This is a genomic window from Microbacterium neungamense (genome assembly GCF_024971095.1).
In the GTDB taxonomy this organism is placed as follows: domain Bacteria; phylum Actinomycetota; class Actinomycetes; order Actinomycetales; family Microbacteriaceae; genus Microbacterium; species Microbacterium neungamense.
In genome coordinates this window covers 471,321-484,633 of sequence record NZ_CP069717.1, presented here as the reverse complement: position 1 = coordinate 484,633, position 13,313 = coordinate 471,321, and the positions used below count along the sequence as shown (strand labels likewise).

The following is a 13,313-nucleotide window of genomic DNA, read 5'->3' as shown; positions in this document are numbered from 1 at the left end:
GGACGGCGACGCCCCTCCCTGCCGTTGAGCGCCCTTCGACAGGCTCAGGAACCGCACCGCCGCAGGCGGAGCGAGACGAAACGCATCGCGCGGGCCGCATAGGCTTGCCGGGTGCAGATGTCCGAGCTCAGCGCCCTGCTCACCCGTGAGGGCCTCGCCCTCCTCGACGAGCTCGGCCCCGTCGGCTCCGCGTCCGACGTCGCCAGGGCGGTGTCGCGGCTGCGTGCGGCCGGCCACTCCCCCGACCTCGTCTCCGCCGTCGTCGGCCAGGCGCACCTGCGCGTCAAGGCTCGCGACAAGTTCGGCGAGTTCGCCGAGCGCATGCTGTTCACCCGCGCTGGTCTGGAACAGGCCACCCGTCTCGGCGTGGCGGCCCTGCACGCGGTCCGGATGCGGCAGGCCGGCATCGCCCGCGTCGCCGACCTGGGCTGCGGCATCGGCGGGGACAGCCTCGCGTTCGCGGCCGCCGGCCTGCGGGTCGATGCCGTCGATGCCGACGAGGTCACCGCCGCGATCGCCGCCTACAACCTCGCCCCGTTCGGTGACGCGGTCACGGTGCGGCACGCGGCGGCGGACGCGGCGCCCGCCGGCGACTCGGCATCCGCCGTGTGGCTCGACCCGGCCCGACGCACCGCCGGCCACAGCGAGACCCGGCGGGTCGCGGCATCAGACTACTCCCCCGCCCTGGACTGGTGTCTCGACCTCGCCACACGGATGCCGACCGGCATCAAGCTCGGCCCCGGCCTCGACCGCGACCTCGTCCCCTCGGACGTCGAAGCCCAGTGGGTCAGCGCCGACGGCAGCGTCGTCGAGCTGGTGCTGTGGAGCCGGGAGCTCGCGCGCGAGGGCATCCGTCGCGCGGCGCTGGTCGTGCACGGCGATCGCACCGACGAGATCACGGCACCCGCGGATGCCGAGGACGAGCCCGTGCGCCCGCTGGGCGCGTACCTGCACGAGCCGGACGGCGCCGTCATCCGCGCCCGGCTCATCGGCGAGGCGGCACGGATGCTGGATGCCGGCATGCTCGACGAGAGCATCGCCTACCTCACCGGTGACGCCGCCCTGACGAGCCCGTTCGTGCAGTCGTTCCGCGTGCGCGAGACGATGCCCGCCCACGTCAAGACCATCAACGCGGCTCTGCGCGCCCACGATATCGGGCGGCTCGAGATCAAGAAGCGCGGCATGGATGTCGACCCCGCCGCGTTCCGGAAGAAGCTCTCCCTGCGGGGATCGCAGCAGGCGACGCTGATCCTCACCCGGACGTCCGGCGGGCGCGTCGCGATCCTCGCGGACCGCGTCTGATCACTGGTACTCGCCGGTGGTGTCGTCGATCGTGGCGCACTCACCGGTCTCGGGGCTGCACACCTCGGTCGGGGCGCCGCGCACGACGGTGAGCATCCGCCCGCGGTTGGGCGTCTGCCGCAGCTCGTAGGTCGTGCTCCCGACGGTCAGGTTCAGGTCTGCGGTGGGCCCGGAGCCATCGCAGCTCTGATGAACCGCTGTGCCGCTCACGACCGCAAGGCACCACTGGCCGTCGCGGAAGCCGAACCACACCGGCGACGCGTCGTCGTATCCGACCAGCTGAAGCCCGGGCCCGTCGAAGCCCGCCGCCACGAGGATGCGGGCGTGCACCAGCTCGTCCTGGCTGTACATCGACTCCCATCCCGTGTCCGGCCCGTCGGTGATGACGTGCCGCTGCATGATCAGCCGCTGCCGTCCGTCGACGTCCGTGACGAGGGCGGCCCAGAGGTCGACGAGCTCGCCGTCCTGGCCGAGCTGCAGCCCCGTGCTGAGGCCGAAGGACTCGTCCACCTGCTCACTGCGGAGGCACTGGGACTCGCGCTGCCCGCCGGCGTCGATGACGAGACACTGCTGCGTTCCGTCCTGGGTCGTCGCCTGCCAGACGGTCGCGCCGTGCTTCTCGCCGCGATACACCACCGACCCGGGGTCGAAGTTCTCGGAGTTCTCCAGCTGCGCCCAGACCTCCTCGTGCTCCGCGGGCATCGAGGGAGGGGCGTCGCCCCCGCCGAACAGCAGCCGGCCGGCGCCGAGACCCAGCACGAGGGCGAGGGTCGCGACGGCGGCGAGGATCATCGGCAGCCGGCTGCGGGTCGGCGCCTCGGGATCGGGACGCTCAGAGACCGGGACGGAGGTGTCCGCGGATGCGGAAGGCGTTTCGTCTCGCTCCGCTCGCTCAACGACCGGTGCGGGGCCGACCGGGGAGGGGCCGACCGGGACGGGTGCATCCGCGGATGCGGAGGGCGTTTCGTCTCGCTCCGCTCGCTCAACGACCGGTGAGGGGCCGACCGGCGAGAGGTCGACCGGGGAGGGGCCGACCGGGGAGGCCCCGGCCTCGAGCCGGCGGAGCTCCTCCGCCTCGGCGGCGTCGAGACCCCCGCCGCGCCCCCAGGCGCGTCGTCGGAGCTCCCTCAGCCGATCCGGGTCGGCGGGCCCGGGCATCCCTACCCCATGCTCTCGAACTGCATGGCGGCCCAGATGAGCCAGCCGAGGCTGAACACGGTCGCGGCGATGCCGAGCACCAGCGCCCACATCGCGATCGCGCGGTTCTCGACCGGGCGCCGCAGCGACATGATCGCCGCGATCACCGAGACGACGGCGACCGGGATGCCCCACCCGACGAACATCGAGGTCGCCAGCGCGACGATGGCCGCGAAGAGCGCCCACGGGGCGAGCTTCGCGTCGTCGACAGGCTCGTCCTGCGGCGCACCCTCGACGGAGCGGAACGCGTCGGCGTCGGTCTGAGGTCCACGGGCGATCAGCGCCTCCGGGAGGCGGTACTCCGGCATCCGCCGATACGCGTCACCGGATGCGCGCCGCTCATCGCCGGCCCCGGACCGCGCGACCGGATCCCCCGGCGCGTCCACCTCGGGGCTGACGCCGTCGATGTGCGGCGACGGCTCGGTCATGCGGCACTCACCTGGATCTCGGTGACCGGCAGCGTGGAGTCGGCGCCGAACCCGAGGGTCGACGGCCCGCGGCCCGCGGCGATGAGCTGCGCGGCGAGCGCCGCGATCATGGCCCCGTTGTCGGTGCACAGCGACAGCGGCGGGATGCGCACGGCGACGCCCGCGGCCTCGGCACGCTCGAGCACGACCTCGCGCAACCGGCGGTTGGCGATCACGCCGCCGCCCAGCAGCAGCCTCGGCACGCCCAGGTCGGCGCAGGCGGCGAGCGCCTTCGTGGCGAGCACGTCGACGACCGCCTCGCGGAAGCTCGCGGCGACGTCGGCCACGGGCACCGGATCGCCGTGTGCTTCGGCCCGCTCGATCCAGCGGGCGACGGCGGTCTTCAGGCCCGAGAACGAGAAGTCGTAGCGGTGCTTCGCCATGTCGGATGCCCGGGACAGGCCCCGCGGGAACCGGATCGCGTCCGGGTCGCCCTCGGCGGCCGCGCGGTCGATCTGCGGACCACCCGGATACGGCAGCCCGAGGATGCGGGCGACCTTGTCGAACGCCTCCCCCGCGGCGTCGTCCACCGTCTCGCCGAGGAGCTCGACATCGGTGGTGAGGTCGCGCACGTGCAGGAGCGAGGTGTGCCCGCCGGAGACGAGGAGCGCGATCGTCGGATACTCCAGCGGCGGGGCATCCGGGTCGAGGATGTCCGCAGCGATGTGCCCGACGAGGTGGTTCACGGCGTACAGCGGCTTGCCGAGCGACACCGCCAGGCCCTTCGCCGCGCCGACGCCGACCATCAGGGCGCCGGCCAGTCCTGGACCGCTGGTGACCGCGACGGCGTCCAGGTCTTCCAGCCGCACCTGAGCCTCATCGAGGGCCCGCTCGATCGCGGGCTGGAGTGCCTCCAGGTGGGCGCGCGCGGCGACCTCGGGCACGACGCCGCCGTAGCGGGCGTGCTCGTCCATGCTGGACGCGATCGTGTTGGACAGCAGCGTGCGTCCGCGGACGATGCCGATCCCGGTCTCGTCGCAGCTCGTCTCGATGCCGAGCACCAGGGGTCCGGTCATGCCGTCGCCTCCTCGCGCGAGGTGCCGCCGTCGGACGTGCCCGCCGCGACGGTGCCCGCCGGGTTCCTGTCCGCCGCGACGGTGCCCGCCGGGTTCCTGTCCGCCGCGACGGTGCCCGCCGGGTTCCCGTCCGCCGGGACGGTGCCCGCCGGACTCCTGTCCACCGGAACCTCGTCCGCCCGGGAGGAGTTCTCTCCCTCGGGAGGGGAATCCTGGCGGATCGTTCCTCCCGAGCGTGAGTTCTCCTCCCGAGCGCGAGCGGGGACAGCGTGGCCAGCGGCGTCAACGGTGCCGGCGGGGTCAACGGTGCCAGCGGCAACGGCGCGGTCAACGGTGCCGGCGGGAACGGCGGGGTCAGCGCCGGTGACGGTCGTGCCCTCCCGGGCACGAGCGGCCCACGCCCTCAGGTCGAGCTTCATCACGATCGCGTCGACGTCGTCGGGCTGGTAGTACCGGGGCCGGCGCGCCAGCTCGGCGAAACCCTCGGAGAGGTACAGTCCCTCGGCCCCCGGGTTGTCTGCCCGCACCTCCAGGAACACCTCGCGCGCGCCGCGCTCCGCCGCCTCGGCGAGAAGGGCGCGCAGCAGTGCCCTGCCGCGCCCGGCACCCCGGTGCTCGGCGTCGAACGCGATGGTCTGGATGTCGGCATCCGCCGCGCCCCGCAGCGCGCGCAGGCCGCCGTAGCCGATGACGACGCCGTCCTCCTCGTCCACGAGGTAGTGGTTGTGGGCGCTCGTCAGCTCGGTCGCCATGGTGTCCTCGCTCCACGCGTCGGTCGGGAACGAGCGCCGCTCGATGCGCATGATCGCGTCGAGGTCGTCGATGGTGGCGGTGCGCAGGGTCATGCGCTCACCTTCTTCGGCGCGCCCGGCTGCACGACGTCGGGCGAGCGCAGATACAGCGGCTCGCCATCGGTGAGGATGCGGCCGGCGGCGATCGCCCGTGCGCCCACGCGCGCCAGGTCCACCGCGGACAGCTGCGCAGCCTCGACGACCGGGAGGTCGAGGCCGGTTCCCTGAGCCACGAGGTGCGCCGGTTCGGTCAGACGAGGGATGCCGTCGGCGTCCGTGCCGTCGAAGACACTGACCGCGAGCTCCCGGCGGCGGGCATCCGTCACCACGGCGAAACGCGTGGCACCGCCGTCGAGCGCGGCCAGCGCCGGGGCGAAATGGCTGGGGACGGCGACGACCGGGATGCCGCGGCCGAGCGCGACCGCGCGCGCGGCGGCGATCCCGATGCGCAGCCCGGTGAAGGGACCGGGCCCCATGCCGGCGACGACGTGGGTGAGGGATGCGTCGCGGACGACTTCGGCGAGGAGGTCGCCGATCACCTCGGCGTGGCCGAGCGGGTCGGGGCTGGACGCCTCGGCGACGACGCGGCCGTCGTGATCGATGACGGCGGCGGCCGTCCCGAGTGAAGTGTCGACGGCGAGGATCACACCTCAAGGGTAGTCGGCGCAGGGGCGGCCGGCCGCCGGACGGGTCCGCCGGCGCCGAGGACCCTGAGCTCGTCGAGGACCCTGAGCTCGTCGAGGACCCTGAGCTCGTCGAAGGGTCCGGATGTCAAGGGGGACGCTTCGACGGGCTCAGCGTCCGCAGGGCTCAGCGTCCGCGGGGCTCAGCGTCCGCGGGGCTCAGCGTCCGCAGGGCTCAGCGTGCGGCGCGCTCAGCGTGCGGCGCGCTCAGCGTGCGGGGGAGCGCTCCACGCGGGTGATCGTGACGATGCGGGGCGCGTCGGTGTCCAGGTCCTCGTCGCCGAGGTCGTCGTCCCCTCCCCCGACCGGGCGTTCGAGCTCGATGTCCCACCAGTCGTCGGCCACGGCATCCGCCATCGGCCGACCCCACTCGATGACGACCACCGACCGGTCGAAAGCGATGTCGAGGTCGTCCAGCTCGGCGGCCGACGACAGCCGGTACGCGTCCACGTGCACGAGCGGGGCGCCGCCGACGAGCGACGGATGGGTGCGGGCGATCACGAACGTGGGGCTCTGCACCGGTCCGCGCACACCGAGCCCTTTCGCGAGACCGCGCGTGAACGTGGTCTTCCCCGCGCCCAGCGGACCGGTGAGCACGAGCAGATCGCCGGGACCGAGCGACGCGCCGATCCTCCGGCCCAGCTCCTCCATGTCGGCCGCGGTCGCGATCTCGTGGCGTCCGGCCAGCTCCGCATCCAGCGTCATGACACGCTCCGCCGCGGCACGCGCGCCCCGATGCGCGTGACGATCTCGTAGTTGACGGTGCCCGCGGCATCCCCCCACTCCGTCGCCGACGGATGCCCCAGTGTCGGGTCGCCGAACACGATCACCTCGTCACCCACCGCGACCTCCTGGTCGCCGACGTCCACGACGAACTGGTCCATCGCCACGCGACCGGCGATGGTGTGGCGGCGCCCGCCGATGAGCACCGGCCCGCGCCCCGAGGCTTGCCGCGGGATGCCGTCGGCGTACCCCAGCGGAACGAGCGCGAGCGTGCTCTCCCGCTCGGTGCGGTGGTCGTAGCCGTACGACACGCCGGCCCCTGCCGGCACCCGGCGCACGGCCGCAACGGCGGCGCGCAGCGTCATCGCCGGCCGCAGCCCGAGATCCGCCGAGCTGCGGTCATCGAACGGCGACAACCCGTAGAGGCCGATGCCGATCCGGACCGCGTCCAGGCGCGTCTCCGGCAGGTCTATCGCGGCGGCGGTGGCGGCGAGGTGCCGGATCTCCGGGCGGATGCCGGCCGCCTCCGCGGCATCCGTCCCCTCGAGGAACCGTGCGAGAGCGGCCCGGTCGTCCCCGGGGCTGGTGTTGGAGAGGTGGCTGAAGAGGCCCACGATGCGGATGCGGCCGATCCGCTCGAGCCGCGCGGCCTCGGCGAGCACGCGCGGCCAGTCCTGCGGCGGGACGCCGTTGCGCGACAGCCCGGTCTCGAGCTTGAGGTGCACCGCGGTCGGGGCGGCCACGGATGCCGCATCCGCCGCGGCGAGCAGCTGCGCGAAGGAGGAGATGCCGAGTTCGATGCCGGCCTCGGCGGCGTCGTCGAACCGCCGGCCGGGCTCGTGCAGCCACGCCATCAGCGGCGCGGTCACGCCGGCGCGGCGCAGCGCCAACGACTCCTCGATCGTCGCCGTCGCGAGCCGCGACGCGCCGCCGGCGAGCGCCGCCGTGGCGGCCGCCGCCGCGCCGTGCCCGTAGCCGTCCGCCTTGACGACCGCGATGACCGGCACCCCGGTGAGCCGGCGCAGGTGGCGGACGTTGTCGGCGATCGCGTCGAGGTCGATCGTCGCCTCGCGGAACGGGGTCATGCCCGCCCCTCCCCCGGCCGAGACCCCGTGCCGTCGTAGAGACCCCGCCCTGCGGACGTCTGCAGCACGGGGTGTCGACGCGAAGACGGGGTGTCGGCGGATGCGGCGGCGGCGGGTGCTTGGGCGGCAGCGGGGGCATCCGTCCGCTCCGCGACGACGAACGCGGCGGCGAGACCGGCATCGTGCGTCAGTGTGAGATGCAGCGTGGTGATGCCGCGCTCCGCGACGACGGCGGCGGTCGACCCCGACAGCACGAAGCGGGGGCGGCCGGATGCCTCGGACGCGATCTCGATCTCGGACCAGTGCACCCCGTCGCTGCCGCCGAGCGCCTTGATCAGCGCCTCCTTCGCGGCGTACCGCGCGGCGAGGGAGCGCAGCCGCAGCGTCCGCTCCGACGGCGTGAACAGACGCTCGAGCAGTCGCGGCGTGCGGGCGACGCTCCGCTCGAACCGCGCGATGTCGACGAGGTCGATGCCGGTCCCGATGATCACCGGATCAGCCTACCCGCGGCATCCGCGCGCATCCGCGCGCATCCGCTCGCATCCGCTCGTGCGTCGGTCTCCCCGGCGCAGGAGAACTCCCCGGAACAGGAGAACTCCCCGGAACAGGACGATTCCGCCGCATCCGTCCTGTCCCGGCGAGACTTCCTGTCCTCGGGAGGCGCGGATGCCCGGCTGCGGGCGTGTGCGATCCCCCCACCGCTCCGACCGCCCCGAAGACGCGGATCGCCCCGAGGCACGCGGCCCCGGGGCGATCCGGACGGACGGAACCCGTCACTCCACGGTGACGGACTTCGCGAGGTTGCGGGGCTGGTCGACGTCCAGGCCCTTCGCGGTGGCGAGCGCCATGGCGAAGATCTGCAGCGGGACGACTGCGAGCACCGGCTCGAACATGGCCCCGGCGAGCGGGATGTGGATGACCTCGTCCGCGTACGGCAGCACCGCGGCGTCGCCCTCCTCGGCGACCACGATCACGCGGGCGCCGCGGGCGCGGATCTCCTGGATGTTCGAGACGACCTTGGAGTGCACCAGTGCCGAGTGGCGCGGCGACGGGACGATCACGAACACCGGCTGTCCCGGCTCGATCAGGGCGATCGGGCCGTGCTTGAGCTCACCGGCGGCGAAGCCCTCGGCGTGGATGTACGAGATCTCCTTGAGCTTGAGCGCGCCCTCGAGGGCGATCGGGTACCCGACGTGACGCCCGAGGAACAGCACCGAGCGGGTGTCGGCCATCCAGTGCGCGAGCTGGCTGACGTGCTCCTGCTCACCCTCGATGACCTTCGCGACCTTCTCCGGCAGGGCCTGCAGGTCGGCGATCTCGGCGGATGCGTGCGCGAACGTCCCGCGGACGCGGCCCATGTGCAGACCGAGCAGCAGCAGCGCGGTGATCTGCGCCGAGAACGCCTTCGTCGAGGCGACGGCGACCTCCGGGCCGGCGTGCGTGTAGACGACCGCGTCGGACTCGCGCGGGATCGTGGCGCCCTGGGTGTTGCAGATCGACAGCGTCCGCGCGCCGCGCTCGCGCGCGTACTTGACGGCCATCAGCGTGTCCATGGTCTCGCCGGACTGGCTGATCGACACGACGAGCGTGTCGCCGCCGATCACCGGGTCGCGGTAGCGGAACTCGTGCGCGAGCTCCACGTCCACCGGCACGCGCGCCCACTGCTCGATCGCGTACTTGCCGACGAGCGCGGCGTACGAGGCCGTGCCGCACGCGGTGATGATGACGCGACGGATGCCGGTGAACAGCTCGTCCATGCCGTCGAGCTCGGGGATGACGACCTGACCGTCGCTGATGCGGCCGCGGATGGTGTTCGCCACGGCTTCCGGCTGCTCGGCGACCTCCTTGGCCATGAAGCTCGACCAGCCGCCCTTCTCGGCGGCGGCGGCGTCCCAGGACACGTCGAACGGCGCGGCCTCGACGGAGTTGCCGTCGAAGTCGGTGACGGTGACGGCATCCGGCGTGATCGCGACGATCTGGTCCTGGCCGATCGCGAGCGCCTTGCGGGTGTGCTCGACGAAGGCGGCGACGTCGGAGCCGAGGAAGTTCTCGCCCTCGCCGAGGCCGATCACCAGGGGGGAGTTGCGGCGGGCGCCGACGACGAGGCCCGGGTGGTCCTGGTGCATGGCGAGCAGGGTGAACGCGCCCTCGAGGCGGTTCACGACCTTGCGGAACGCCTCCTGCAGATCGCCGCCGGTGGCGCGGTACTCGCGTCCGAGGAGCACCGCGGCGACCTCGGTGTCGGTCTCGCTGCGGAAGGTGTACCCCTCGGCGGCGAGCTCGTCGCGGAGGGCGGCGAAGTTCTCGATGATGCCGTTGTGGATGAGGGCCAGCTTGTCGTCATCCGCCAGGTGCGGATGCGCATTGACGTCGGTCGGTCCGCCGTGGGTGGCCCACCGCGTGTGGCCGATGCCCGTGGTGCCGTCGCCGAGGGCGGCGTCCTTGAGGGACTCGCGGAGCATGCCGAGCTTTCCGGCCTTCTTGCGCATGCCGAGGGTGCCGTTCTCATCGATCACGGCGATGCCCGCGGAGTCGTAGCCGCGGTATTCGAGACGGGCGAGCCCTGCGAGCAGGATGTCCTGGCTGGGGCGAGGGCCCACGTATCCGACGATTCCACACATGGGTTCAAGGGTACGGGGACCCATTTGCTAGGCATCCGTACGAATCGCCTCTCTCCGTTTCGAATCGCTTGATCGGTCGCCAACCGGGCCGGATCACAGCCAGTCGCGCGATTCGAAAGCGGCGGGGTGTCAGAGCTTGCGGAGCAGCACGCTCTCCACGGCGTGGTCGGCGCCCTTGCGCAGCACCAGGGTGGCTCGGTGCTTCGTGGGCAGCACGTTCTCGAGCAGGTTGGGCATGTTGATCTCGCGCCAGTAGCCGAGCGCCGTGGTGACCGCCTCCTCGTCGGTGAGGTGCGCGAACACGTTGAAGTACGACGACGGGTTGCTGAACGCGCCCTGCCGCAGCGCCAGGAACCGGTCGACGTACCAGCGCTCGATGTGCTCGGCGTCGGCGTCGACGTAGATCGAGAAGTCGAACAGATCGCTGACCGCCACGTCGTTGGGCGCCGGCGGCGGCTGCAGCACGTTCAGCCCCTCGACGATGACGACGTCGGGCCTGCGGACCACGATGTGCGCGTCGGGCACGATGTCGTAGCGCATGTGCGAGTAGAACGGCGCCCGCACCTCCTCGGCCCCGCTCTTCACCTCGGTGAGGAACGTCAGCAGCGCGCGCCGGTCGTACGACTCCGGAAAGCCCTTGCGGTCCATCAGCCCGCGCCGCTCGAGCTCGGCGTTCGGATACAGGAAGCCGTCCGTCGTCACGAGCTCCACGCGCGGCGTGCCCGGCCAGCGGCTCATCAGCTCGCGCAGCAGGCGCGCGATCGTCGACTTCCCGACGGCCACGGATCCGGCCACACCGACGACGAACGGCGTGGTGGTGTCCTCCTCCTGCAGGAACTCGCTCGTCGCCGCCCCCAGCCGCTTCGTCGCCGTCGCGTACAGGCTGAGCAGGCGGCTGAGCGGCAGGTACACCTCGCGCACCTCGGCGAGGTCGAGTCGGTCGCCGATGCCGCGGATGCCGACGACCTCGGTCTCGCTGAGCGGCTGATCCAGGTCGGCCGCCAGCCGCGCCCAGTCGGCGCGGTCGATCTCCCGGTACGGCGAGAGCGGCAGGGTCGGGTCGACGGCGGTCACGGCTCCCATGGTATCCGCGGGCGGGATGCCGTCGTCCTCGTGCCCACGGCGGTCACGGCGCCGGCTCGAGCGGCAACGGCAGCGGCAAGGGCAGCGGCAGCGGCAGCGTGGGTTCGGGGCTCGGCTCCGGCGTCGGCTCGGGAGACGGCTCCGGATCCGGAGACGGCTCGGGCTCGGGCTCGGGCTCGGGTTGCGGCTGCGGATGGGGATTGGGATTGGGCGCCGGAGCAGGCGGGGGTGCCGGCGAGGAACTCCGACCGTGCCGTGCGGAACGTCCGGTCGAGTTCGAGCAGCTCGGATTCCGCCCGATATCCCCGAGAAGCTCCTCGGCGCGCTCCTGCCGGTCGCGGACGTTCCGCCGGGCGGCGGCGACGGCATCGGGAGCGAGGTCGCCGGCCCTCGCGACGTACGGGGCGGGCACCTCGGGCAGCTCGACGCCCTGCACGTCGTCCCGGTACGTCGCGACGGCCGCGAGTGCCGCGGTGCGGGCGGGCTCGTCGGCGAAGCCGGCCAGCGACGCGAGCATCGCCTCCGTGCGGTCCGCGTCCGCGATCCCGCGCTCGATCGCTTCGGCGACGCGGGTATGCGCGCCGTCCAGCGTCCGCTCCGCGCTGATGAGCTCCCGCTCCGCGGAGGCGAGGGCCGCCGCGGGCTCCGAGCGGGAAGACCCCTGTCCCATCACGACGCCGACGGCGACCACCAGCAGCAGGACCGCGACACCGATCGCGCGGACCATCGGCCGGCGCAGGGGCGACCGCGACGCACGTGCACCCGCGGCCGCATCCCCAGTCCCATCCTCAGCGTCAGGCACCTCCGCAGTCGCGCGCGTGTCCGCCGCCAAGAGCACGTCCGCATCGGCAGACCCGTCAGCATCCGCAGCCCCGTCAGCTTCCGCATCGGATGCCGGACCCGTCCCGCCGGCATCGCCGCGTCCCACGGACTCGCCGCGCCCCACGGACTCGCCGCGCCTTTCGGACTCACCCCGGTCCCCCGACTCGCCACGTCCCTCGGACCCGCCCCGGTCCTCGGGCTCGTCACGGTCCTCGGGCTCGTCGAGACGGAACAGCTCGGCGATATCCCGGCGGCCCCCGTCCTCCCGGCCGGCCCCGTCGCCGTCGTCGCCCGCACCGGGCGCCGGGTGCTCGGGCACGCCGAACAGATCGGCGAGCGACCTCTTCGACTCGCTCATCGCCCCCTCGGCAGCCTCCGCCGGGGCAGCCCAGTGCGTCATCGCCGGTGCGCCGCCCCAGCAGGCGAACCGGCCGGACCGGACGGTGTCCGGCACCGATCCGGCACTATCTCGCACGCATACCGGATGCCGAGGGCAGGCGACGGAGAATATCGGCACACCGGATCCGGGCCGGCGCGTCGAGCGCCACCGCGAGCGCGAGTAGTCTCGTCCCGTGCGCCTCGGAGTCCTCGACATCGGCTCGAACACCGTCCACCTGCTCGTCGCGGATGCCCGGCCCGGCGGCCGCCCGCTCGGCACCACGAGCGATCGCACGGTCGTCCGCCTGATGCGCTACCTCACGCCCGACGGAGCGATCGCCGAGGACGGGATCCGCGCCCTGGAGGACGCCGCACGCCGCGCGCGCACGATCGCGGATGCCGAGCGCATCGACACCCTGCTCGCCACCGCGACCAGCGCCGTGCGCGAGGCCCGCAACGGCGACGAGGTGATCGCCCGCATCGAGGCCGCACTGGGGCAGCCGCTGCAGGTGCTCGACGGCGAGGAGGAGGCCGCGCTGACGTTCCTCGCCGTACGCCGATGGTTCGGCTGGTCGGCGGGTCGCCTCGTGCTGCTGGACATCGGCGGCGGCTCGTTCGAGTTCGCGGGCGGATCGGAGGAACTGCCCGAGGTCGCCGCATCCGCTCCCCTCGGCGCCGGCCGGATGACCGTGCAGTTCCTCCCCGACGACCCGCCCGGCGAGGCCGCGGTGGCGCGGCTCCGCGCGCACGCGGCGACGACCCTGCAGCCGATCGCCGAGCGCTTCGCCGCCCTCCCCAGCCCCGATCACGTCGTCGGCTCATCGAAGGCGATCCGCTCCCTCGCCCAGCTCGTCGGCTATCCGGCCCCGGGGTGGCCGGGCAGCGATCGGATGCTGCTGCCGCGCGCCTCCCTCGGCTCGTGGATCCCCCGGCTCGCGCGCATCCCGGCATCCGCACGGCAGGAGCTGCCCGGCATCACCCCCGACCGCTCGCTGCAGATCGTCGGGGCCGCGGTGGTGCTGCACGTCGCGATGGAGCTGCTGGGCGTCGACGAGCTCGAGGTGTCGCCGTGGGCGCTGCGCGAGGGCGTGCTGCTCCGCTACATCGAGCAGCACGGCTGACGGCCGGCGCAGAGCCGACCGACC

General features: G+C 73.2%; 12 protein-coding genes and 1 pseudogene. 2 read left to right on the top strand and 11 right to left on the bottom strand.

The window, feature by feature from the left end:
* The first annotated feature begins 117 nt into the window (after nucleotides 1-117).
* A complete protein-coding gene (locus tag JSY13_RS02345) occupies nucleotides 118-1,302 on the top strand; it encodes a THUMP-like domain-containing protein (RefSeq protein WP_432806458.1) in 1,185 nt (394 codons plus the stop codon).
* On the opposite strand, the gene JSY13_RS02340 is transcribed toward JSY13_RS02345, so the two are convergent.
* From JSY13_RS02340 to JSY13_RS02290, 11 genes and pseudogenes are all read right to left on the bottom strand, one after another.
* Entirely contained in the window at nucleotides 1,303-2,094 is a 792-nt protein-coding gene (locus JSY13_RS02340; RefSeq protein WP_259607402.1) for a hypothetical protein, read from the bottom strand. It abuts the gene before it with no gap.
* Nucleotides 2,095-2,462: 368 nt separating this feature from the next.
* The gene (locus JSY13_RS02335; RefSeq protein ID WP_259607401.1) at nucleotides 2,463-2,927 is read right to left on the bottom strand and encodes a hypothetical protein; all 465 of its coding nucleotides are present in this window, start codon (nucleotides 2,925-2,927) and stop codon (nucleotides 2,463-2,465) included.
* The gene (gene tsaD, locus JSY13_RS02330) at nucleotides 2,924-3,982 is read right to left on the bottom strand and encodes a tRNA (adenosine(37)-N6)-threonylcarbamoyltransferase complex transferase subunit TsaD (RefSeq protein ID WP_259607400.1); all 1,059 of its coding nucleotides are present in this window, start codon (nucleotides 3,980-3,982) and stop codon (nucleotides 2,924-2,926) included. Before tsaD ends, JSY13_RS02335 begins: the two co-directional genes overlap by 4 nt.
* Nucleotides 3,979-4,827 carry a ribosomal protein S18-alanine N-acetyltransferase gene (gene rimI, locus JSY13_RS02325; RefSeq protein ID WP_259607399.1) on the bottom strand — a complete coding sequence of 283 codons (849 nt, stop codon included), beginning with the start codon at nucleotides 4,825-4,827 and terminating at the stop codon, nucleotides 3,979-3,981. The genes tsaD and rimI overlap by 4 nt, the downstream gene beginning before the upstream one ends.
* Nucleotides 4,824-5,420: a tRNA (adenosine(37)-N6)-threonylcarbamoyltransferase complex dimerization subunit type 1 TsaB gene (gene tsaB, locus JSY13_RS02320; protein ID WP_259607398.1), complete on the bottom strand. Its 597-nt coding sequence runs from the start codon at nucleotides 5,418-5,420 to the stop codon at nucleotides 4,824-4,826. The genes rimI and tsaB overlap by 4 nt, the downstream gene beginning before the upstream one ends.
* Nucleotides 5,421-5,663: 243 nt before the next feature.
* Complete coding sequence (tsaE, locus tag JSY13_RS02315) at nucleotides 5,664-6,161, bottom strand: tRNA (adenosine(37)-N6)-threonylcarbamoyltransferase complex ATPase subunit type 1 TsaE (RefSeq protein WP_259607397.1); 498 nt, start codon at nucleotides 6,159-6,161, stop codon at nucleotides 5,664-5,666.
* On the bottom strand, nucleotides 6,158-7,264 hold the full coding sequence (gene alr / locus JSY13_RS02310; RefSeq protein WP_259607396.1) for an alanine racemase: 1,107 nt from the start codon (nucleotides 7,262-7,264) through the stop codon (nucleotides 6,158-6,160). The genes tsaE and alr overlap by 4 nt, the downstream gene beginning before the upstream one ends.
* Before the next feature lie 146 nt (nucleotides 7,265-7,410).
* Nucleotides 7,411-7,755, bottom strand: a pseudogene (locus JSY13_RS02305) (holo-ACP synthase); the annotation flags it as partial.
* Between the two features lie 282 nt (nucleotides 7,756-8,037).
* Nucleotides 8,038-9,885 (bottom strand): glutamine--fructose-6-phosphate transaminase (isomerizing), encoded by a 1,848-nt coding sequence (gene glmS / locus JSY13_RS02300; RefSeq protein WP_259607395.1) that lies wholly within the window; start codon nucleotides 9,883-9,885, stop codon nucleotides 8,038-8,040.
* Nucleotides 9,886-10,014: 129 nt separating this feature from the next.
* Nucleotides 10,015-10,968, bottom strand: coding sequence for a type I pantothenate kinase (gene coaA, locus JSY13_RS02295; protein WP_259607394.1), 954 nt, complete (start codon nucleotides 10,966-10,968; stop codon nucleotides 10,015-10,017).
* A 43-nt stretch (nucleotides 10,969-11,011) separates the two neighbouring features.
* A complete protein-coding gene (locus JSY13_RS02290) occupies nucleotides 11,012-12,148 on the bottom strand; it encodes a hypothetical protein (RefSeq protein WP_259607393.1) in 1,137 nt (378 codons plus the stop codon).
* Between the two features lie 214 nt (nucleotides 12,149-12,362).
* Between JSY13_RS02290 and JSY13_RS02285 the strand changes: the two genes are divergently transcribed.
* On the top strand, nucleotides 12,363-13,289 hold the full coding sequence (locus JSY13_RS02285; RefSeq protein WP_259607392.1) for a Ppx/GppA phosphatase family protein: 927 nt from the start codon (nucleotides 12,363-12,365) through the stop codon (nucleotides 13,287-13,289).
* Nucleotides 13,290-13,313 lie beyond the last annotated feature (24 nt).